The 22,157-nt window shown below is 50.1% G+C and carries 18 protein-coding genes; 3 read left to right on the top strand and 15 right to left on the bottom strand.

Annotation, left to right across the window (positions count from 1 at the left end):
• The first annotated feature begins 638 nt into the window (after positions 1 to 638).
• A complete protein-coding gene (purH, locus tag BM191_RS15935) occupies positions 639 to 2,228 on the top strand; it encodes a bifunctional phosphoribosylaminoimidazolecarboxamide formyltransferase/IMP cyclohydrolase (protein ID WP_092880080.1) in 1,590 nt (529 codons plus the stop codon).
• Positions 2,229 to 2,246: 18 nt separating this feature from the next.
• The gene (gene purD / locus BM191_RS15940) at positions 2,247 to 3,527 is read left to right on the top strand and encodes a phosphoribosylamine--glycine ligase (protein WP_092880083.1); all 1,281 of its coding nucleotides are present in this window, start codon (positions 2,247 to 2,249) and stop codon (positions 3,525 to 3,527) included.
• 34 nt (positions 3,528 to 3,561) lie between these two features.
• Here purD and BM191_RS15945 read toward each other — a convergent pair whose 3' ends face one another.
• The 6 genes from BM191_RS15945 to nudC form a co-directional block, all read right to left on the bottom strand.
• Positions 3,562 to 4,215: a DUF1481 domain-containing protein gene (locus tag BM191_RS15945; protein WP_092880086.1), complete on the bottom strand. Its 654-nt coding sequence runs from the start codon at positions 4,213 to 4,215 to the stop codon at positions 3,562 to 3,564.
• Positions 4,216 to 4,302: 87 nt separating this feature from the next.
• Positions 4,303 to 4,575 (bottom strand): nucleoid-associated protein HU-alpha, encoded by a 273-nt coding sequence (gene hupA / locus BM191_RS15950; RefSeq protein WP_078004975.1) that lies wholly within the window; start codon positions 4,573 to 4,575, stop codon positions 4,303 to 4,305.
• Between the two features lie 186 nt (positions 4,576 to 4,761).
• Positions 4,762 to 5,352, bottom strand: coding sequence for a YjaG family protein (locus BM191_RS15955; protein ID WP_092880091.1), 591 nt, complete (start codon positions 5,350 to 5,352; stop codon positions 4,762 to 4,764).
• 51 nt (positions 5,353 to 5,403) lie between these two features.
• Complete coding sequence (gene nfi, locus BM191_RS15960) at positions 5,404 to 6,087, bottom strand: deoxyribonuclease V (protein WP_092880094.1); 684 nt, start codon at positions 6,085 to 6,087, stop codon at positions 5,404 to 5,406.
• A 2-nt stretch (positions 6,088 to 6,089) separates the two neighbouring features.
• Positions 6,090 to 7,157 (bottom strand): uroporphyrinogen decarboxylase, encoded by a 1,068-nt coding sequence (gene hemE / locus BM191_RS15965; RefSeq protein ID WP_092880097.1) that lies wholly within the window; start codon positions 7,155 to 7,157, stop codon positions 6,090 to 6,092.
• A gap of 53 nt (positions 7,158 to 7,210) precedes the next feature.
• Positions 7,211 to 7,999, bottom strand: coding sequence for an NAD(+) diphosphatase (gene nudC, locus BM191_RS15970; protein ID WP_092880100.1), 789 nt, complete (start codon positions 7,997 to 7,999; stop codon positions 7,211 to 7,213).
• 83 nt (positions 8,000 to 8,082) lie between these two features.
• Here nudC and rsd point away from each other — a divergent pair, with 83 nt between their 5' ends.
• Positions 8,083 to 8,589 carry a sigma D regulator gene (rsd, locus tag BM191_RS15975; protein ID WP_092880103.1) on the top strand — a complete coding sequence of 169 codons (507 nt, stop codon included), beginning with the start codon at positions 8,083 to 8,085 and terminating at the stop codon, positions 8,587 to 8,589.
• A gap of 376 nt (positions 8,590 to 8,965) precedes the next feature.
• On the opposite strand, the gene rpoC is transcribed toward rsd, so the two are convergent.
• The 9 genes from rpoC to BM191_RS16020 all read right to left on the bottom strand — a co-directional run.
• Positions 8,966 to 13,186: a DNA-directed RNA polymerase subunit beta' gene (rpoC, locus tag BM191_RS15980; RefSeq protein WP_092880107.1), complete on the bottom strand. Its 4,221-nt coding sequence runs from the start codon at positions 13,184 to 13,186 to the stop codon at positions 8,966 to 8,968.
• A gap of 88 nt (positions 13,187 to 13,274) precedes the next feature.
• Entirely contained in the window at positions 13,275 to 17,303 is a 4,029-nt protein-coding gene (gene rpoB, locus BM191_RS15985) for a DNA-directed RNA polymerase subunit beta (RefSeq protein WP_092880110.1), read from the bottom strand.
• 322 nt (positions 17,304 to 17,625) lie between these two features.
• Entirely contained in the window at positions 17,626 to 17,994 is a 369-nt protein-coding gene (gene rplL, locus BM191_RS15990) for a 50S ribosomal protein L7/L12 (protein WP_092880113.1), read from the bottom strand.
• A 60-nt stretch (positions 17,995 to 18,054) separates the two neighbouring features.
• Entirely contained in the window at positions 18,055 to 18,552 is a 498-nt protein-coding gene (gene rplJ / locus BM191_RS15995) for a 50S ribosomal protein L10 (RefSeq protein WP_078004960.1), read from the bottom strand.
• A 349-nt stretch (positions 18,553 to 18,901) separates the two neighbouring features.
• Positions 18,902 to 19,606 carry a 50S ribosomal protein L1 gene (gene rplA, locus BM191_RS16000; RefSeq protein WP_092880116.1) on the bottom strand — a complete coding sequence of 235 codons (705 nt, stop codon included), beginning with the start codon at positions 19,604 to 19,606 and terminating at the stop codon, positions 18,902 to 18,904.
• Between the two features lie 3 nt (positions 19,607 to 19,609).
• The gene (gene rplK, locus BM191_RS16005; protein WP_092880119.1) at positions 19,610 to 20,038 is read right to left on the bottom strand and encodes a 50S ribosomal protein L11; all 429 of its coding nucleotides are present in this window, start codon (positions 20,036 to 20,038) and stop codon (positions 19,610 to 19,612) included.
• Positions 20,039 to 20,195: 157 nt separating this feature from the next.
• Entirely contained in the window at positions 20,196 to 20,741 is a 546-nt protein-coding gene (gene nusG, locus BM191_RS16010) for a transcription termination/antitermination protein NusG (protein WP_078004957.1), read from the bottom strand.
• Between the two features lies 1 nt (position 20,742).
• Positions 20,743 to 21,126, bottom strand: coding sequence for a preprotein translocase subunit SecE (gene secE / locus BM191_RS16015; RefSeq protein WP_092880122.1), 384 nt, complete (start codon positions 21,124 to 21,126; stop codon positions 20,743 to 20,745).
• Between the two features lie 227 nt (positions 21,127 to 21,353).
• The coding region (locus tag BM191_RS16020) for an elongation factor Tu (RefSeq protein WP_092880125.1) at positions 21,354 to 22,157 on the bottom strand (804 nt) is incomplete at its 5' end.

Below are 22,157 nucleotides of genomic sequence, written 5' to 3' on the forward strand. Positions count from 1 at the left end.
AAACTCTTCAATTTAAAAGCGTCTGATGCTCAAAGAATTAAACTCTTCATCCGTTAAAACGGATGATTACGTAATGAATTTACGTGTTCACTCTTCAAGACTTGATACATCAAAGTTTTGCGATATCAATCCTGCGAGTGCCCACACAGATTGTCTGATAAATTGTTAAAGAGCAGTGCGACGCGGCGCTGAGCCTGCTGTCGCGAGGTGGCGTATATTACGCTTCACCGCTGAAGAGTCAAGGTTTTTTTCCTTCCCTCTCACAAGAAAATGAATCACTTCATTACCTTGCTGACCCGCCCGCGTTACCGCTTTACCGTGTCAGTGGTGGCGCATTATAGGGAGTTCTCTTGAGCTTGCAATAATTAAAATGGCAATTTTCAATCGTTTGCTGCTTTACACAGCGAAAGAGCTATTTATACAACTTTATTCACTGTTTTATCCACAATCAATTTGAAAGAAGAATTTTTTCAAGCACCACGCAAACGTTTTCGTTACAATACTTCCGCAAAATTTACAGGCTGCCTTCAGAATACAGTAAAGGACGTTACCTGAATCAGGTCTCTGCAGACTAAGATTCAGGTAACGCTCTTAACCCAAAGATTATCTGTAGCGAATAACGCCAGGGGATTTTATCCATGCAACAATCTCGTCCTGTACGCCGTGCCCTACTCAGCGTCTCTGACAAAGCCGGTATTATTGAATTTGCTCAGGCACTTTCACAACGTGGCGTAGAGCTTCTCTCTACGGGAGGAACCGCCCGTATTCTGGCAGAAGCTGGTTTATCCGTCACTGAAGTATCTGAGCACACCGGCTTTCCGGAAATGATGGATGGACGGGTTAAAACGCTGCACCCGAAGATCCATGGAGGCATACTGGGACGCAGGGGACAGGATGATACCGTTATGGCGCAGCACCAGATCGCGCCAATTGATATGGTTGTCGTTAATCTTTATCCTTTTGCACAAACAGTTGCCCGGCGCGACTGTACCCCCGAAAACGCAGTAGAAAATATTGATATCGGTGGGCCAACGATGGTTCGCTCTGCGGCTAAAAACCATAACGATGTAGCCATAGTAGTAAATAACAGCGACTACCGTGCAATTGTTGCAGAAATGGACGACAACGCAAATTCACTGACAATGGCTACGCGTTTTAATCTGGCAATCAAAGCTTTCGAACATACAGCTGCCTATGACTGCATGATTGCTAACTATTTTGGCACGATGGTCCCTGCCTATCATGACGAAAAGAATAAAGCTTCCGGTCGTTTTCCCCGTACACTGAATCTCAACTTTATCAAAAAGCAGGACATGCGCTACGGTGAAAATAGCCACCAGGACGCCGCTTTTTATGTTGAAGAAAATCTGCATGAAGCTTCTGTAGCCACTTCCCGTCAACATCAGGGCAAAGCGCTTTCCTACAACAATATTGCGGATACTGACGCGGCGCTGGAGTGCGTGAAGGAATTCGCCGAGCCGGCTTGCGTTATCGTCAAGCATGCCAACCCCTGTGGCGTCGCTGTTGGCCAGTCTATTATTGAGGCCTACGAGCGCGCATGGAAAACCGACCCCACCTCGGCTTTCGGTGGCATTATCGCCTTTAACCGCGAGCTGGATGAAGCCACTGCCCAAGCTATCATCAGCCGCCAATTTGTCGAAGTCATCATCGCCCCTTCAGTCACCGACGCTGCGTTAAACGTCACATCAAGCAAGCAAAATGTACGCGTGCTGACCTGTGGTCAATGGCAACAACGTATCGCCGGACTCGAGTTCAAACGCGTCAATGGCGGGTTATTGGTTCAGGACCGGGATCTCGGCATAGTTGATCCAGACAAGCTTCGTGTCGTCAGCAAACGCCAGCCTAATAAGCAGGAACTGAACGATGCTATTTTTTGCTGGAAAGTCGCTAAATTTGTTAAGTCAAATGCCATCGTATATGCCAAAGAAAATATGACTATTGGTATTGGCGCGGGTCAAATGAGTCGGGTTTATTCCGCGAAAATTGCTGGGATCAAAGCGGGCGATGAAGGACTCGAAGTGAGGGGGTCAGCAATGGCATCCGATGCCTTTTTGCCCTTTCGTGATGGTGTCGATGCCGCAGCAGCCGTTGGTGTGACCTGTGTGATCCAACCAGGCGGATCTATTCGCGATAACGAAGTCATCGCCGCTGCAGATGAACACGGTATTGCGATGATATTTACCGATATGCGGCATTTCCGTCATTAATCAACGAAGGATGTGACAATGAAAGTTTTAGTTATTGGCAATGGTGGTCGGGAACATGCCTTAGCTTGGAAAGCCGCTCAGTCACCGCTGGCTAACACGGTATATGTTGCGCCAGGAAACGCTGGAACTGCACTGGAACACGCGCTAAAAAATATTGATATCGGCGCGACAGATATTACTTCGTTGGTTAACTTTGCCAAAACAGAAGGTATCGATCTCACTATTGTCGGTCCTGAGGCGCCCCTTGTGGCAGGCATCGTCGACGCATTTCGCGCCGAGGATTTGATGATTTTTGGCCCCACCAAAGCCGCAGCTCAGCTGGAAGGCTCTAAAGCGTTTACTAAAGATTTTCTTGCGCGACATTCTATCCCGTCAGCGGAATACCAAAACTTTACCGAAGTAGCCCCCGCATTAACCTACATCCAGCAACAAGGCGCACCCCTCGTCATTAAGGCCGATGGCCTGGCTGCCGGGAAAGGCGTAGTCGTCGCAATGACGCTGCAGGAGGCTGAGGAAGCCGTTCGCGATATGCTTGCAGGCAATGCTTTTGGCGAAGCTGGCAGTCGGATTGTCGTCGAAGAGTTTCTCGAGGGCGAAGAGGCCAGTTTTATTGTCATGGTTGATGGCGAACACATACTGCCTATGGCGACAAGTCAGGATCATAAACGCGTTGGCGATGCAGATACCGGCCCTAATACTGGAGGAATGGGGGCTTACTCACCAGCACCGGTGGTTACCGATGAAATTCATCAGCGCATTGTAGAACAAGTCATCATTCCTACCGTGCAGGGTATGGCCGCAGAAGGAAACCGATATACGGGCTTCCTCTATGCTGGTTTGATGATTAACAAAGACGGACAACCTAAAGTGATTGAATTCAACTGCCGTTTCGGTGATCCAGAAACGCAGCCGATCATGCTGCGTCTGCAATCCGATTTGGTCGGGTTATGTCTGGCGGCATGTGAGGGTAAGCTACATCAGGTAGATTCACAATGGGATCCGCGACCTTCACTTGGCGTAGTTCTGGCAGCCGGCGGCTATCCAGGTCACTACAATATCGGCAATGAAATTCACGGTTTGCCACTTGAAGAAGCCGAAGACAGCAAGGTTTTCCACGCTGGAACCCGTTTGGTTAAAGAGCAAGTAGTTACCAATGGGGGTCGTGTTCTGTGCGTCACAGCCCTCGGAGAGAACGTTGCTGCGGCACAAAAGCGCGCATATGAGCTGGCACAAAATATTAATTGGGAAGGTAGCTTTTGCAGAAAAGATATCGGCTACCGCGCGATTAATCGCCGGTAGCTCAGAAGTTAAAGTCGGAGCATGTCCGACTTTTTCAGAAACTCGGCTCTTTCGGCTCTGCCATGCACAGATCCCGCGTAGACACCAACAGAAGCTGAGTTCCCTGAGCCGCTTGCAGCCAGGCAACACTGACAGGCGTATGGTCAGTGCCTTGGATTTGTTGAACAGCCCGGAGGGCATGTTCATCAAAGGATGGATCAACATATTGATCATGGCAGTCGATTACTTTGTTATCGGACTGCCAGCGCCCCTGGTGTAACACAACCCGTCCATCCAGTAAGGCATCGCTTATCTGTAACATTCGCTGCGCATCAAACTGATAGAGCGCAACCTCATCGTTCCTCAAGGGTTCACGGTGTCCGGCGAGCTGACGTTGCATGAAACTCAACTTACCGCCGCTATCAAAGCGCAGCGTGACATCGTCAGGCTGACTGCCTTTCATATGACGCTCCACTGACATCAAATGATTTCGCTGCCAGGTATAATAGGTTTCCACTACGCCAGAGTCTGAAAACGGCGTATACACGGTTAGCATATGAACCGTCTCACCATAATTTTTACGCCAGATTCGCACTGCGCCATGGTCTGCCAGGTAACCGCTGGCGGTAAAATCAGATGATTCGTTATGGGTGCTACAACCAGCCAGCAGGGCTAGCCCACATACGAGGGAAAAAGTACGAATACGCATCGGTTTGTCCGACTTGGGTAAACTAACGAGTACAGTAAAACAAAAGGGGCGAAATCGCCCCCCTGTTTAATTCTTTACTGCTCGTAATTACTTAACAGCGTCTTTTAGAGCTTTGCCGGATACGAAAGCCGGAACGTTTGCAGCAGCGATTTTGATTTCTTTGCCAGTCTGCGGGTTGCGGCCGGTACGCTCAGCACGATGGTTAACTTTGAAAGTACCAAACCCAACCAGTTGTACCGCATCACCTTCTTTCAGAGACTCAGTAATTGCAGCCAGAGTGGATTCCAGAGCAGTTTTTGCCTGGGCTTTAGACAGATCCGCTTTGTCTGCAATTACATCAATCAGTTGAGTCTTGTTCATAAGTTATCCTTACAGTGTATATAACGCTTGCTAAGTATCGAATGCGAGAGGAAAACCAGTTTCTGGCACTCTAGCAGTCACGCACCGATAGCCACATTTTTCAGCCCCTCAAATGTAGACCAGAGTGGGGGCTAATGTGAAGCCTTAAGGCATGACAAATCAGGCCTGAAGTCACGTTTTATTGTCTTATTGCTGAAAATTTATACCAATATTACTTATTGAGGCTTCTCGCAGGTCAGATCTCAGCCCTTTAATCAACTCGAGATCGCGCTCTTCACAAGCATTCAGAAGGCGAAATACTTCCCATTGAATGTCCCATTCCTCTTCCACCGCAGGATTCTCTTTTAACTCTTCATCGGTCATTTCACGACCGGCCTGAGTCATTTCCAGCATTGCCACAGAGTTAATCGAAGCTTCGCTAACGGCAATAGCATGAGAAAGCGTATCGCCGCTCAAGCGCGAGTGAAGTAATTCGCTTAAGCCAACACAGGCATCAATTGCCGGATAAACCCCGTAAACGCTATACTCCCCGGCTAAAGGAATAGCGTCTTCAAACTTTTCCAGCTGGCTGTCAAAATTAACTTTGGCGTCTTTTACTATCAGCGTCTCCCAGATGAGATCAAGAATACGCCGATAAAGCATGCCATCTCCAAAGCCCGCCTGCTGACAAAATGCCCAATAATTAGGAAACATTCGCTCACACAAGCAAGCCATGAAGGTAACGTGCTGCCAGCTCTCAAACCTCTCAAGCCGCAGATGAATAGGGTTACGTAACATAGCACCATCTCTTTAAGCACAAATCAGGCGGCATTGTACCTGAAACCCGCATTACAGGCCTGTTATTCGGTTATCCTGTTGCCAGCGCAGAAACGCTGGGCGCCGCGAAGCGATCGCATCTGCCCAACGCGTCGGCTCTGGTAGCCGGTAGCCAGCCATCACGTTTTTCACCCACTGTAACGCTGTATCATGGCTGATACGGTGCCCGGCAGAGATAAATAACGGATTACAGCGCGCTTTGCTACGCCACACCCAGCCGATCTGCTCGTCTTTATGATGTAGGGGCTGACAAGCGTCTGGCCCGGCATCAAGCGGCATATACTCGCCGCACAACCGCTTCTTTGCTACTCCGATAGTTGGCGTATCCACCAGCAGACCAAAGTGCGAGGCGATACCCAGACGTCTTGGGTGAGAAATTCCGTGGCCATCGACGTACAGCAGATTGGGTTTTAGCTCAAGCTGCGACCATGCCTGCAGAAGTGCCGGCGTTTCACGAAAAGAGAGAAAGCCGGGTATGTAGGGCATCTGCGTCGCTATACGTGCTAATTTAAACTCAACAGGCTTCAGCGACGGATATTCGAGAATGACTATCGCAGCACGAGTGACGTCCCCGCCCTGCTCGAACCCGACATCAGCACCGGCAATCAGGCGCGGTGGCATAACCTCAAAATCATCTGTCCGTATTATTTCCTTCGCCCGCATCATTTGCTGGTGACGTAGTGCCTGAATATCCATAATTAGTTCTGATGATATTTACCTGATAATTTATGAACGGCCTCGACGAAGACCCCGGCATTTTCAGGAGAAACGTCCTGATGAATACCGTGGCCGAGATTAAATACGTGACCGCTTCCCTTGCCAAATCCATTAAGGATTGTAGCAACCTCCTGTTCAATCCGTGCAGGCGTGCCATATAGCATTGAAGGGTCCATGTTGCCCTGCAAAGCGACTTTATCGCCAACGCGCCGGCGTGCATCATGAATATCCGTGGTCCAGTCCAGTCCCAGGGCATCACAACCGGTTTGGGCCATCGCCTCCAGCCACTGCCCCCCACCTTTCGTAAACAGCGTGATTGGCACCCGACGCGCTTCGTTTTCATGCAGCAAACCATCAATGATCTTATGCATATAATGCAGGGAAAAATCACGATAGTCCCGTCCTGTCAGGACACCACCCCAGGTATCAAAAATCATCACCGACTGGGCGCCGGCACGAATTTGCGCGTTCAGATAAAGCATCACACTATCCGCCAGTTTATCCAGCATCAGATGTAGGGTTTCAGGCTCCGCATACATCATATTTTTAATTTTGGTAAAAGCTTTGGAGCTTCCGCCTTCAACCATATAGGTAGCCAGCGTCCAAGGGCTGCCAGAAAAACCAATGAGCGGAACCTCGCCGCATAAGTTTCTGCGAATTGTACGCACGGCATTCATCACATAACCCAGCTCCTGCTCAGGGTCCGGCACCGGCAATTTTTCCACGTCCCTGCGGCAGGTCACCGGTGCTGCGAAGCGCGGCCCCTCGCCGACCTCGAAATATAGCCCAAGACCCATTGCATCAGGAATGGTGAGAATATCCGAAAACAGAATGGCGGCATCCAGCTGATAGCGTCGTAAAGGCTGAAGCGTCACTTCACAGGCCAGTTCAGCATTTTTACACAGCGCCATAAAATCTCCCGCCTGTGCGCGAGTGGCTTTATATTCAGGGAGATATCGACCAGCCTGGCGCATCATCCACACAGGCGTTACATCTACCGGCTGACGCAGTAAGGCTCGCAAATAACGATCGTTCTTAAGTTCGCTCATAACCATTCTCTCATATAATTGCACACCAATTCAGGACGCAGCACCGTCCAGGTTTAATGGCGTGTCCGGTATTCCTCCGCAGCACGACATAGCGCAACGGTGTCTTCAATCAGGCGCCGGGCAACGGTGCCCGGCGGCGGTAACAGCGGCAGCGCATCATAGCGATACCAGCCTGCATCCAGTAATTCTTTCGGGTCATGGCGCAGCTCTCCACCACCATACTCTGCCATAAAAGCGGTCATCAGAGATTGCGGAAAAGGCCAGGGCTGAGAGGTAACGTAGCGTAAGTTTTTAACACTGAGATTACTTTCTTCCATCACCTCACGCGCTACCGCCTGCTCCAGGGTTTCACCAACCTCAACAAACCCTGCCAGTACGGTATAGATACCGTTACGGTGGCGGTTATGTTGAGCCAGTAAAATCTCTTCGCCCCGGCGAATCGCAACGATGATACAGGGGGCGATTTGCGGGTAATAGCGCTGACGACAATGGCTGCAAAGGCTGGCCCATTCCGTTTTGCTGAGATGCATCTCATGACCACAATAACCGCACCAATGATGGGAGCGATAAAACTCTGCCAGTTGTACACCTCGCCCGGCCAGCTGAAACAAGCCGGGATCAATATCGATCAACTGCCGAACCGACCCCATATTTTCAGATTTATTTGCGCGTACCAACCAGACAGAATCGCCTTGCCATTCACCGATCTGCAATCCCCGCCCTCCTGCCAGGGAAAAATCTGCTGCTGTTCCATATGGCAAATCACCTTTCGGTAACCAAAGTTTATGTTCATGGCTGACAATCCACCAGCCAGCGTCTAAGCTTGAAATTTCACGTTCCATAATATACGTATCCTCAGCTTGCCGGATTTTTCATTTTTCGATGCCCGGACCAACGTTGACACTCACTCACGGAGTAGTAGCATATGCTTAACCAGTTGAATATTCTGACCGAACGCGTAGTGGGGAGTAATGATCTGGTGGATCACTGGCTACATTTCCGCCGTCAACTACTGGTTTCCTATTACCGCATGGTTGGCATCAAGCCTAACAGGGATTCTCTCACTGTGCTCGACGAAAAAACCCTGGATGATTTTTGTCAAAATTTGGTTGATTACCTCTCTAGCGGACATTTCAGTCTATATGAACGGATTATTGAAGAGATGGCAGAAGACAGCCCATTGCGAGCCGCTATACAAATTTATCCGGCGCTGCAGGCCAATACCGACGTACTGATGGAGCTTTATGATACCCATCTCGAAGCTGCAATCGACGATGATAACTGTCTTGAGTTTCAGACGGCACTATCACAAATTGGCGAATATCTGGAGTCGCGTTTCATGCTGGAAGATAAGCTGATTCAGCTGACGCTGAACAATAATCCAGAAAATCCGTTAGCCGCTAACGACAGCTACCTGGTCCGACCTGCATAGACGCCCTTCACAAAATTCCCAACTGTAATCTATTACAAGCCTTTATAAGTTGGCTAAGTTGGGTAAGTTGGGTAAGTTGGGTAAGTTGGGTAAGTTGGGTAAGTTGGGTAAGTTGGGTAAGTTGGGTAAGTTTAAATGTTGAACACGGCATTGCTGAAATCCGTCTCAGACAGACAAATAGAAAAGTTTGAGTGAACACAATTTTTGAATTTTCGTCGGAATATCCTGGACAAGCATAAGCTTGACTCGGCGTTTACCGCTTTTTACCCATGATGATGAGGAAGATCGACGGGGTGCTAATTCGTCAGGCTCAGTGATCAATTACAGATATAAAAAAACCGCGCCCAGGCGCGGTTTTTAGTACTTTAAAAATAAATTACTCGTCGGAACCGTTCAGTCCGGCATTGAGTAACTCAGCCAGACTGGCAGACGCTTCATCTGCTGTTACCTGCGGTGCAGCAGGCACTTCACCGGCCTGACGGCGACGCATACGATCCTGATGGTAAGCATAGCCAGTACCAGCAGGTATCAGACGACCCACGATGACGTTCTCTTTCAAACCACGCAGATCGTCGCGTTTGCCCGCAACGGCAGCTTCGGTCAGAACGCGGGTAGTCTCCTGGAAGGAGGCCGCAGAGATGAACGACTCGGTTGCCAGTGACGCTTTAGTGATACCCAACAGATCGCGGTCGAAGTTGCAACCCAGTTTACCTTCCGCCTCCAGATCGCGATTCGCAACCTTAATGCGGGAGAACTCAACCTGCTCACCTTCCAGGAACTCAGAATGGCCTGGAGCGCTGATGGTCGCTTTACGCAACATCTGTCGTACGATGACTTCGATATGTTTATCGTTAATCTTAACGCCTTGCAGACGGTATACGTCCTGCACTTCGTTGACGATGTAACGCGTAACCGCATGGATGCCACGCAGGCGCAAGATATCATGTGGAGACTCAGGTCCATCAGAAACTACGTCACCACGCTCTACACGCTCACCTTCAAATACGTTAAGCTGCCGCCATTTTGGGATCATCTCTTCGTAAGGATCGCTACCGTCGATTGGCGTAATCACCAGACGACGCTTACCTTTGGTCTCTTTACCGAAGGAAATAATCCCGCTAATTTCAGCCAGTATTGCCGGTTCTTTCGGACGACGCGCTTCGAACAGATCGGCAACGCGCGGCAGACCACCGGTAATATCTTTAGTACCGCCAGATTCCTGCGGAACGCGCGATAGGGTATCACCCGAGCTGATCTGTACACCATCCTCAAGCTGAACGATCGCTTTGCCCGGCAGGAAGTACTGCGCTGGCATATCAGAGCCAGGGATCATTACATCATTGCCATTAGCATCAACGATCTTCAGCGCCGGACGCAGATCTTTACCGCCGGAGGTACGTTCAGAGGTATCCAATACCACGATCGACGAAAGACCCGTCAGCTCATCAGTTTGACGAGTGATCGTCTGACCGTCGATCATATCCACAAAGCGAATGAAACCGCTCACTTCAGTGATAACCGGCATGGTGTGCGGATCCCAGTTTGCCACGGTTTCACCCGCGCTAACTTCCTGACCATCGCCTTTGGCCATAACCGCACCGTAAGGTACTTTATAGCTCTCTTTAGTACGACCAAACTCGTCGATCATCTTCAGTTCAGTATTACGCGAAGTCACGACCAGTTTGCCTGAAGAGTTGGTTACGGACTTGGCATTGCTGAGCTTGATAGTACCCTTATTTTTCACCTGAATGCTGGACTCTGCCGCCGCACGCGATGCCGCACCACCAATGTGGAAGGTACGCATGGTCAGCTGGGTTCCCGGCTCACCAATGGACTGCGCAGCGATAACCCCGATGGCTTCACCTTTGTTAATCAGGTGGCCACGCGCCAGATCACGTCCATAACAGTGGGCGCAAACGCCGAAGTCGGTTTCGCAACCTACCACTGAACGGACTTTGACGCTGTCGACGGAATTTTCTTCCAGTACGTCACACCAATGCTCATTGAGCAGCGTGTTACGGGAAACCAGAATATCGGCCGTACCCGGCTTGAGAATATCCTCAGCCGCTACACGACCCAGAACGCGCTCACGCAGCGGTTCTTTAACGTCACCGCCTTCTATAACCGGCGTCATCAGGATACCTTCGTGCGTGCCGCAGTCGTCCTCGGTCACCACCAGGTCCTGTGCTACGTCAACCAGACGACGGGTCAGATAACCCGAGTTCGCGGTTTTCAGTGCGGTGTCCGCCAAACCTTTACGCGCACCGTGTGTAGAGATGAAGTACTGAAGTACGTTCAGACCCTCACGGAAGTTAGCGGTGATCGGCGTTTCGATGATTGAACCGTCCGGCTTAGCCATCAGGCCACGCATACCTGCCAGCTGACGAATCTGTGCAGCAGAACCACGCGCACCGGAATCAGCCATCATAAAGATGCTGTTAAAAGAAACCTGCTTCTCTTCTTGACCGTCACGGTTAATCACGGTTTCAGTTGAGAGGTTTTCCATCATCGCTTTAGCGACGCGTTCATTAGCGGCAGCCCAAATATCGATAACTTTGTTGTAGCGTTCACCAGCAGTTACCAAACCAGACTGGAACTGCTCCTGGATTTCGGCTACTTCTGCTTCTGCTTCGCTGATGATTTCAACTTTACGCGCTGGGATCACCATATCATCAATACCGACTGATGCCCCTGAGCGCGCAGCATAGGCAAATCCGGTGTACATCGTTTGGTCAGCAAAGATTACTGTCGGCTTCAGACCCAGAATGCGATAGCAAGTATTCAGCATTTTGGAGATGGCTTTTTTACCCAGCGCCTGATTTACGATGGAGAACGGCAGACCTTTCGGCACAATCATCCACAGAATAGCGCGGCCAACAGTGGTATCGACCAGTCCAGTTTTTGACGTGAATTCGCCCTGTTCGTTTTTCTCGTATTCCGTAATACGTACTTTAACGCGCGAATGCAGCTCTGCCAGACCAGCACGGTAAACGCGCTCGGCTTCTTTCGGGCCTGACAATACCATGCCTTCGCCTTTGCCATTCACTTTCTCACGGGTCATATAATAAAGACCCAGGACAACGTCCTGAGAAGGAACGATGATCGGCTCACCGTTAGCCGGTGACAGGATATTGTTGGTAGACATCATCAACGCGCGCGCTTCGAGCTGGGCTTCCAGCGTCAGCGGTACGTGAACAGCCATCTGGTCGCCGTCAAAGTCGGCGTTATAGGCCGCACACACCAGCGGGTGCAGCTGAATCGCTTTACCTTCAATCAGAACCGGTTCAAAGGCCTGAATACCAAGACGGTGCAGCGTAGGCGCACGGTTTAGCAGAACCGGGTGCTCGCGAATAACTTCATCCAGGATATCCCAGACAACCGCTTCTTCACGCTCAACCATCTTTTTGGCAGCTTTGATCGTGGTCGCCAGACCACGCAGCTCCAGCTTGCCGTAGATAAAGGGCTTGAATAGTTCCAGAGCCATTTTTTTCGGCAGACCACACTGATGCAGGCGCAGGTAGGGACCGACGGTGATGACAGAACGACCGGAATAGTCGACGCGTTTACCCAGCAGGTTCTGACGGAAACGACCCTGCTTACCTTTGATCATGTCGGCCAGCGATTTCAGCGGCCGTTTGTTGGAACCGGTAATAGCCCGACCGCGACGGCCATTGTCCAGCAGCGCATCAACCGCTTCCTGTAACATACGCTTTTCGTTACGAACGATAATATCCGGTGCAGCCAAATCCAGCAGGCGTTTCAGACGGTTATTACGGTTGATCACGCGGCGATAAAGATCGTTAAGATCGGACGTAGCGAAACGGCCGCCATCCAGTGGCACCAACGGGCGTAGATCCGGTGGGAGAACGGGCAGCACAGTCAGAATCATCCACTCAGGCTTGTTGCCAGACTGGACGAACGCTTCCAGCAGCTTGATGCGTTTGGTTAGCTTTTTGCGCTTAGTTTCAGAGTTGGTTTCATTCAACTCCTCACGCAACTGCTCGCACTCCTGCTCCAGATCCATATTTTTCAGCAGACCCTGGATAGCTTCGGCACCCATCTTAGCGTCGAATTCGTCACCGAATTCCTCCAGCGCGTCAAGGTACTGCTCTTCGGTCAGAATCTGACGTTTTTCCAGGTTGGTCATGCCACCTTCGACAACCACGTAAGATTCGAAATAAAGCACTCGTTCGATATCACGCAGTGGCATATCCAGCAGCAAACCGATACGTGACGGCAGCGACTTCAGAAACCAGATATGAGCGGTCGGAGACGCCAGCTCGATGTGACCCATGCGCTCACGACGCACTTTAGTTTGAGTCACTTCAACGCCACATTTCTCACAAATAACGCCGCGGTGCTTCAGGCGTTTATACTTACCGCACAGGCACTCGTAGTCTTTTACCGGGCCAAAAATACGGGCGCAAAATAAACCGTCGCGCTCCGGCTTAAAGGTACGGTAGTTGATGGTTTCCGGCTTTTTAACTTCACCGAACGACCATGAACGGATCATGTCTGGCGATGCCAGAGCAATTTTGATCGCATCAAACTCTTCGGTTTTAGTTTGCGCTTTCAGAAATTTAAGTAAGTCTTTCACGGAGTAGCTCCCGTCGGAGTGAGACTCTCAGAAACGCCCGACACCAGCCGGGCGTTCCATAACCAGTACAATTGCGAGCTAACTTGGGTTACTCGTCTTCCAACTCGATGTTGATACCCAACGAGCGAATCTCTTTCAACAATACGTTGAAGGATTCCGGCATGCCCGGCTCCATCTGATGATTGCCGTCCACGATGTTCTTATACATCTTAGTACGGCCGTTCACGTCATCAGACTTAACAGTAAGCATTTCCTGCAAGGTATACGCGGCACCGTAAGCTTCCAGCGCCCACACTTCCATCTCACCGAAGCGTTGACCACCGAACTGGGCCTTACCACCCAGTGGTTGCTGAGTAACCAGGCTATAAGAACCGGTAGAACGGGCATGCATCTTGTCATCGACCAAGTGGTTCAGCTTCAGCATGTACATATAACCTACGGTTACCGGACGCTCGAACTGCTCACCAGTGCGACCATCAAACAGCGTAATCTGACCGGAGGTAGGCAGATCGCCCAGCTGCAGAAGTTCCTTAATTTCAGCCTCTTTTGCACCGTCAAACACCGGCGTAGCAATCGGCATACCTTTCTTCAGATTCTGAGCCAGGCGCAGCACTTCATCATCAGAGAAGGTGCTCAGGTCAACTCTCTGACGCACATCAGCGCCAAGATCGTAAGCCCGCTGGATAAACTCACGCAGTCTGGCAACATCTTCCTGCTTCTTCAGCATCGCATTGATTTTTTCACCGATGCCTTTCGCCGCCATACCCAGGTGGGTTTCGAGGATCTGACCGATATTCATACGCGATGGTACGCCCAGCGGGTTCAGTACGATATCAACCGGCGTGCCATTCTCGTCATAAGGCATATCTTCGATCGGGTTGATCTTAGAGATAACACCTTTGTTTCCGTGGCGGCCAGCCATTTTGTCACCCGGCTGTATCTGGCGTTTGACTGCCAGATAAACTTTAACGATCTTTAACACGCCCGGAGCCAGATCGTCGCCCTGGGTAATTTTACGGCGCTTAGCTTCAAGCTTTTTCTCGAACTCATGCTTGAGCTCATCGTACTGTTCAGCCAGCTGCTCCAGAGAATTTTGTTTCTCTTCATCAGTCAGACTAAGTTCAAGCCAGCGTTCACGAGGCAGCTTATCCAGTTTTTCTGCTTCAACACCGCCGGCAACCAGCAGAGTACGAATACGGGTAAAGAGACCAGCTTCAAGGATCTGCAATTCTTCAGTCAGGTCCTTTTTCGCTTGCTTTAGCTGCATCTCTTCGATTTCAAGCGCACGTTTGTCCTTTTCCACACCATCGCGAGTGAAGACCTGAACATCAATAACCGTACCTGACACACCGTTTGGCACACGCAATGACGAATCTTTCACGTCAGAGGCTTTTTCACCAAAAATTGCGCGCAGCAGTTTTTCTTCCGGTGTCAGCTGAGTTTCACCTTTTGGTGTCACTTTACCAACCAGGATATCGCCGCCGGTTACTTCGGCGCCGATATAAACTATGCCCGACTCATCCAGCTTAGAGAGCGCCGCTTCACCCACATTTGGGATGTCAGCCGTAATCTCTTCCGGCCCCAGCTTAGTGTCACGTGACACGCAAGCCAGTTCCTGAATGTGGATGGTGGTGAAGCGGTCTTCCTGAACTACGCGCTCAGACACCAAAATGGAGTCTTCGAAGTTATAACCGTTCCACGGCATGAACGCGACGCGCATGTTCTGCCCCAGCGCCAGCTCACCCAAGTCAGTTGAAGGACCGTCAGCCAGGACGTCACCACGCTCAACCGGTTCGCCCAGAGAAACGCAAGGCATCTGATTAATACAAGTGTTCTGGTTAGAACGGGTGTATTTAGTCAGGTTATAGATATCAATGCCGGCTTCGCCCGGGTACATCTCGTCTTCGTTGACTTTGATAACGATACGGGACGCATCCACGTACTGTACGCTACCGCCACGTTTTGCAACGGAGGTAACACCGGAGTCAACCGCAACCGCACGCTCCATACCAGTACCAACCAGCGGCTTATCGGCACGCAGAGTCGGCACCGCCTGACGTTGCATGTTTGCGCCCATGAGAGCACGGTTAGCATCATCGTGTTCCAGGAACGGAATCAACGACGCACCAACAGAAACGACCTGCTGAGTAGAAACATCCATGTAGTCAACCTGATCGCGGCTGAACAAACTTGATTCGCCTCTACTGCGGCAGGTGACCAGATCATCTACGAAGGCAAAATTATCGTCGAGATTGGTATTTGCCTGCGCAATAACGTAATTGCCTTCTTCAATAGCAGAAAGGTAATGAATTTCGTCGGTCACGATGCCATCGACTACGCGCCGATAGGGTGTTTCAAGGAAACCGTACTCGTTGGTTTGTGCATAGACAGACAGCGAATTAATCAGCCCGATGTTCGGACCTTCGGGCGTTTCGATCGGACAAACGCGACCATAGTGAGTCGGGTGTACGTCACGAACTTCAAAGCCAGCACGCTCGCGTGTCAGACCACCTGGGCCCAGCGCAGAAATACGACGCTTATGGGTAATCTCAGACAGCGGGTTATTCTGGTCCATAAACTGGGAAAGCTGGCTGGAGCCAAAGAACTCTTTAACCGCGGCAGAGATCGGTTTAGCGTTAATCATATCCTGCGGCATGAGCGTATCCAGATCGCCCAGTGAAAGACGCTCTTTCACTGCACGTTCAACACGCACCAGCCCTACGCGGAACTGATTTTCAGCCATTTCACCGACGGAACGGATACGACGGTTGCCAAGATGATCGATATCATCAACCTCACCTTTACCGTTACGGATATCGATCAGTTTTTTCATTACATCGATGATGTCATCGTTGCTAAGAATCCCTGAACCTTCGATATCATCCCGGCTCAATGAGCGGTTGAACTTCATACGCCCAACGGCTGACAGATCGTAACGATCGGTCGAGAAGAACAGGTTCTCAAACAGATTTTCTGCTGCTTCACGCGTTGGTGGTTCACCGGGGCGCATCATACGATAGATTTCAACCAACGCACTCAGACGATCGTTGGTCGGATCGACACGCAGCGTTTCCGCCATGTACGGGCCGTGATCCAGATCATTAGTGAACAGCGTTTCGATACGCTTGTGTCCAGCATGGCTCAATTTAGCCATGAGATCCAACGACAGCTCCATATTGGCTGAAACGATCAGTTCGCCAGTGCTTTCGTCAATGTAATCACGCGCAACAACTTTACCAGCAATATATTCAACCGGCACTTCGATATGTTCAACGCCGTCTTTTTCCAGCTGACGAATATGGCGCGCAGTGATACGACGGCCTTTTTCTACGTATACCGTACCGTTGGTTTCGATATCAAAAGAGGCCGTTTCACCACGCAGCCGCTCTGGTATAAGCTCCATTTGCAGCTTATTGTCACGTATTTCAAACATCACTTTATCGAAGAACAAATCGAGGATCTGTTCAGTGGTGTAATTCAGTGCGCGCAGAATAATAGTCGCTGGCAGCTTGCGACGGCGGTCAATACGAACGAACAGGTTATCTTTTGGATCAAACTCGAAGTCCAGCCATGAACCGCGATAAGGAATGATGCGTGCGTTGTACAGCACTTTACCCGAAGAGTGGGTTTTTCCTTTATCACTGTCAAAGAAGACGCCAGGACTACGGTGCAGCTGAGAAACAATTACACGCTCAGTGCCGTTAATAACAAAGGTACCGTTTTCAGTCATGAGCGGAATTTCGCCCATGTAAACTTCTTGTTCTTTAATGTCTTTTACGGTGCCTTCAGGCGCTTCACGCTCGTAGATCACCAGACGCAGTTTCACACGTAGTGGTGCAGAGTAGGTTACGCCACGGATTTGACATTCTTTAACGTCAAATACTGGCTCACCCAAGCGGTAGCTAACATATTGCAGCTCAGAATTTCCGCTGTAACTCTGGATAGGAAAGACAGAACGGAATGCGGCTTCTAATCCGTACTGACCTTCAGGGTCTTGCTCGATGAACTTCTGAAACGAGTCAAGCTGGATAGAAAGGAGATAAGGTATGTCCAGAACTTGTGGACGTTTACCAAAATCCTTACGAATGCGTTTTTTCTCGGTATAGGAGTAAACCATAGGGTTCCTCAGCTAGCTGACAAGTCGACCCACTCTGTCCGTCCTGGAGGACAGTTCATGCAACACTATTTTATTTGTGAAAGGCGTTACACCTTTCTAATACATCTTTCTATCACTCTTAAATCATTTCATTGCTTTTGCATGGGCAGGAAACCCTAACAGGAAAGCAGTATATTAAGTCGTCGATAGAAAAAGATATTAAGCTGAATCAATGGATAAACAGTGCGAAATTCCATTATTGCTCTACAGCGCAAAAAGGCTGGTGACCCGAAAGTCACCAGCCATCAGCCTGGCAAGTCAGGCTGCAACCTGGAAGGTCGGCTTATTTAACTTCAACTTCAGCGCCAGCTTCTTCCAGAGATTTTTTCAGAGCTTCAGCGTCGTCTTTGCTGATGCCTTCTTTCAGCGCAGCTGGTGCAGACTCAACCAGATCTTTCGCTTCTTTCAGGCCCAGGCCAGTTGCGCCACGTACTGCTTTGATAACAGCAACTTTGTTAGCACCAACGGCTTTCAGGATTACATCGAACTCAGTTTTTTCTTCAGCAGCTTCAGCAGCCGGGCCAGCAGCAACAGCGACGGCAGCAGCAGCAGAAACGCCGAATTTTTCTTCCATTGCAGAAACCAGCTCAACAACGTCCATTACGGACATAGCGGCAACGGCTTCCAGGATTTGATCTTTAGTGATAGACATGACAATTGTTCCTAACAATCAGAAATAGTTTATACGTTAGCGACCGCGTACGAAAAAGGCTTATGCAGCCTCTTTCGCATCGCGTACGGCGGCCAGAGTACGCACCAGTTTGCCAGCAGCGGCTTCTTTCATGGTCGACATCAGACGTGCCAGTGCTTCTTCGTAAGTCGGCAGAGTTGCCAGACGGTCGATTTGGGCCGCCGGGATCAGCTCACCTTCAAAGGCTGCAGCTTTGACCTCAAATTTTGCATTCGCTTTCGCGAACTCTTTAAACAGACGAGCAGCAGCGCCCGGGTGTTCCATAGAGTATGCAATCAGGGTCGGACCGACGAACGTGTCTTTCAGGCATTCGAAAGGAGTACCTTCAACAACGCGGCGCAGCAGTGTGTTACGAACAACACGCATGTATACGCCAGCTTCACGACCTGCTTTACGCAGTTCGGTCATTTTATCTACGGTTACGCCGCGAGAATCGGCAACAACCGCAGACAGCGCACCTTTGGCTACTTCGCTGACTTCAGCAACAATCGCTTGTTTGTCTTGAAGATTTAATGCCATTAGCTTTTTGCTCCTGGATTTGACCAGAGAATAATTTCTCCGGAACTCACTTCACTCATACTCAAAAAAGAGATGAGCGCTAAAACACGGTGAGCAGAATCCAGTTAAGAAAAAATTCTTTTCGGTTCTGTCACCGTCTACGCAGGTAAAATTAAGTCTAAAAGAGACACCTGCGGTCTTGGACGGAGGTCAGGATAGGGCCTGACTCCAACCTACTCTTGCAGCAGCTCACTGCAATGGCATCAGACCTTTACAGTTGACTTCCCACAAGAGTCAAATTATTCCGCGCATAAAATGCGATGGGCGTAAGATATTAGATGAAAAATTCGCCCATTTCAAGCAGCAAAACTTAGTTTGCTACCGTGCTCAGACCCGACTGGTCAACAGCGACACCCGCACCCATAGTGGTAGAGATGCTGACTTTCTTGATGTATACGCCTTTTGCCTGTGCGGGTTTAGCGCGTTTCAGCGCAACCAGCAGAGCTTCCAGGTTTTCTTTCAGTTTGTCAGAATCAAAGTCAACTTTACCGATGGTGGTGTGAATGATGCCGTTTTTGTCGTTACGATAACGAACCTGCCCGGCTTTGGCGTTTTTAACCGCTTCAGCAACATTAGGCGTAACAGTACCCACTTTTGGGTTCGGCATCAGGCCACGCGGGCCCAGAACCTGGCCTAACTGGCCAACAACGCGCATTGCATCTGGTGAAGCAATAACAACGTCAAAGTTCATTTCACCTTTTTTGATCTGCTCAGCCAGATCTTCCATACCTACCAGCTCAGCTCCAGCAGCCTTAGCGGCTTCTGCGTTAGCGCCCTGGGTAAATACAGCTACGCGTACTGAACGACCAGTACCGTGCGGCAATACAGTTGCACCACGTACGTTCTGATCCGATTTGCGTGCATCAATGCCGAGGTTTACAGCAACGTCCACGCTTTCAACGAATTTAGCAGTCGCCAGTTCTTTCAGCAGAGAGACAGCTTCATTGATGTCATATAATTTAGTTACATCAACTTTTTCACGGATTACGCGCATGCGCTTGGTCAGCTTAGCCATATCTTAATCCTCCACTACCAGGCCCATGGAACGAGCTGTACCTTCGATAGAGCGACTCATCGCGTCTACATCGGCACCCGTCATATCCGCGGCTTTGGTTTCTGCAATTTCACGTACTTGAGCACGCGTCACTTTACCAACTTTTTCTTTGTTCGGTTTACCGGAACCAGACTTGATACCCGCCGCTTTTTTCAGCAAAACAGCCGCTGGCGGAGTTTTGGTAACGAAGGTGAAAGAACGGTCAGAATAAACAGTGATAACAACCGGAATAGGCAAACCCTTTTCCAGAGATTCTGTTTTGGCGTTAAACGCTTTACAGAATTCCATGATGTTAACACCCTGTTGACCCAGAGCCGGACCAACCGGCGGACTCGGGTTCGCCATACCAGCTGCAACCTGCAGCTTAACGTAGGCCTGGACTTTCTTAGCCATAATATATCCTCTATTGGGTAGTAACGCTTCAGAGAAGCTCCCCGACGTTAAAATTCACGCACCGATAATAAAGGCGCATAAAAACAAAAGGCGCGAAATTTTAGACCAATTTCGCGCCGACTACAAGAGCTAAAAGTTGAACGCTGTACGCCTAAATTTAGCCTTTCTCAACCTGATGAAAGTCCAGCTCAACTGGTGTTGCACGGCCAAATATGGAAACCGATACTTTCAGACGGCTCTTCTCGTAATCAACCTCTTCAACCACACCATTGAAGTCGGCAAAAGGCCCGTCGTTGACACGAACCATTTCACCCGGTTCAAATAGCGTTTTAGGACGCGGCTTATCGCCTACTTGCTGTAGACGATTCATGATCGCATCAACTTCTTTATCACTGATAGGCGCGGGGCGGTCGGACGTGCCGCCGATAAAACCCATTACACGGGGGACGCTACGTACCAAGTGCCAGCTGGCATCGTTCATGACCATCTGAACCAGCACGTAGCCTGGGAAAAACTTGCGCTCGCTTTTACGACGCTGGCCGCCACGAATTTCCACGACTTCTTCAGTCGGAACCATGACTTCACCAAACAACTCTTCCATGTTGTGTAATTTGATATGCTCACGCAGCGATGTGGCTACGCGGGCTTCAAAACCGGAGAACGCCTGAACGACGTACCAGCGCTTTTTGGGAGCTTCAGACATCTCAAAACCTCAGGCCAGTGATAAACGATACAATACGAACCAGAATGCCATCCAGTCCCCACAAAATCAGTGACATCACGGCAGTAACCGCAGCGACGATTAAGGTGGTGTGCAGCGTTTCCTGACGTGTTGGCCATATAACCTTCCGCACCTCAGTGCGGGCTTCACGGGCAAAGGTAACAGTCGCTTTTCCAGCAGTTGTCAGCAAAGCGATGCCGCCTGCCGCTGCGAACAGAATTACGACAACCAGTGCGCGAACTGGCAGCATTACATCGCGATACAGGAAATTGCCGATAATCGCCACAAGCAACAGCGCGATGACAACCAACCACTTGATAACTTCGAGGCTGCGACCGCTTCCTTGGGCTTCGGTATTTGTACTCATAAAAACAACCTGCCACAATAAACAGAAACTAATTTGCCCTGCATGGCAGGGCTTCCAAACCGAATGAGGCTCTCAGGCTTAATTCGGTGCTCAACGCCGATCAAGAGAGCCTGCCTCAGCAATGATTATGCGGCTGAATCACTGATGAGCCAGGTTCTATATCGCAGCGTACAAAAAGGGCATCAAATGATGCCCTTTCCGTCAGGTCACGTCAAATGTTATCGAAATTAAGCGATAACTTTTGCCACAACACCCGCACCTACAGTACGGCCACCTTCACGAATTGCAAAGCGCAGACCGTCATCCATTGCGATTGGGTGGATCAGCTCAACGTTCATTTTGATGTTGTCGCCCGGCATTACCATCTCTACGCCTTCCGGCAGTTCGATGGTTCCTGTCACGTCAGTTGTACGGAAATAGAACTGCGGACGGTAGCCTTTGAAGAACGGAGTATGACGGCCGCCTTCATCTTTAGACAGAATATAAACTTCTGATTCGAACTTGGTGTGCGGCTTGATTGAGCCCGGCTTAGCCAGTACCTGACCACGCTCGATCTCTTCACGTTTGATTCCGCGCAGCAGAACGCCAACGTTTTCACCTGCCTGGCCCTGGTCCAGCAGTTTGCGGAACATTTCAACGCCGGTGCAGGTTGATTTCGCCGTATCTTTGATACCCACGATTTCAACTTCTTCACCCACTTTGATGATGCCGCGCTCTACACGACCGGTTACCACGGTACCGCGGCCGGAGATAGAGAATACGTCTTCGATCGGCAGCAGGAACGGCAGGTCGATTGCACGCTGCGGATCCGGGATGTAGGTATCCAGGTAGCCCGCCAGCTCAATGATTTTCTCTTCCCACGCTGCGTCGCCTTCCAGCGCTTTCAGCGCAGAACCGCGTACGATTGGCGTGTCGTCTCCGGGGAAATCATAAGCTGACAGCAGCTCACGCACTTCCATTTCAACCAGTTCCAGCAGCTCTTCATCATCAACCATGTCACACTTGTTCAGGAACACGATGATGTAAGGAAC

It is taken from the genome of Izhakiella capsodis, assembly GCF_900115045.1.
Taxonomy (GTDB): domain Bacteria; phylum Pseudomonadota; class Gammaproteobacteria; order Enterobacterales; family Enterobacteriaceae; genus Izhakiella; species Izhakiella capsodis.

Excerpts from the sequence above, each read along its gene's own strand:
- rpoB (WP_092880110.1), bottom strand. The coding sequence starts at position 17,303 with ATGGTTTACTCCTATACCGAGAAAAAACGCATTCGTAAGGATTTTGGT.
- rplK (WP_092880119.1), bottom strand. The coding sequence starts at position 20,038 with ATGGCTAAGAAAGTCCAGGCCTACGTTAAGCTGCAGGTTGCAGCTGGT.
- nusG (WP_078004957.1), bottom strand. The coding sequence starts at position 20,741 with ATGTCTGAAGCTCCCAAAAAGCGCTGGTACGTCGTTCAGGCGTTCTCC.
- purH (WP_092880080.1), top strand. The coding sequence starts at position 639 with ATGCAACAATCTCGTCCTGTACGCCGTGCCCTACTCAGCGTCTCTGAC.
- purD (WP_092880083.1), top strand. The coding sequence starts at position 2,247 with ATGAAAGTTTTAGTTATTGGCAATGGTGGTCGGGAACATGCCTTAGCT.
- BM191_RS15945 (WP_092880086.1), bottom strand. The coding sequence starts at position 4,215 with ATGCGTATTCGTACTTTTTCCCTCGTATGTGGGCTAGCCCTGCTGGCT.
- hemE (WP_092880097.1), bottom strand. The coding sequence starts at position 7,157 with ATGAGCGAACTTAAGAACGATCGTTATTTGCGAGCCTTACTGCGTCAG.
- rsd (WP_092880103.1), top strand. The coding sequence starts at position 8,083 with ATGCTTAACCAGTTGAATATTCTGACCGAACGCGTAGTGGGGAGTAAT.
- rplL (WP_092880113.1), bottom strand. The coding sequence starts at position 17,994 with ATGTCTATCACTAAAGATCAAATCCTGGAAGCCGTTGCCGCTATGTCC.
- nfi (WP_092880094.1), bottom strand. The coding sequence starts at position 6,087 with ATGGATATTCAGGCACTACGTCACCAGCAAATGATGCGGGCGAAGGAA.
- secE (WP_092880122.1), bottom strand. The coding sequence starts at position 21,126 with ATGAGTACAAATACCGAAGCCCAAGGAAGCGGTCGCAGCCTCGAAGTT.
- rplA (WP_092880116.1), bottom strand. The coding sequence starts at position 19,606 with ATGGCTAAGCTGACCAAGCGCATGCGCGTAATCCGTGAAAAAGTTGAT.
- nudC (WP_092880100.1), bottom strand. The coding sequence starts at position 7,999 with ATGGAACGTGAAATTTCAAGCTTAGACGCTGGCTGGTGGATTGTCAGC.
- BM191_RS15955 (WP_092880091.1), bottom strand. The coding sequence starts at position 5,352 with ATGTTACGTAACCCTATTCATCTGCGGCTTGAGAGGTTTGAGAGCTGG.
- hupA (WP_078004975.1), bottom strand. The coding sequence starts at position 4,575 with ATGAACAAGACTCAACTGATTGATGTAATTGCAGACAAAGCGGATCTG.
- rplJ (WP_078004960.1), bottom strand. The coding sequence starts at position 18,552 with ATGGCATTAAATCTTCAAGACAAACAAGCGATTGTTGCTGAAGTCAGC.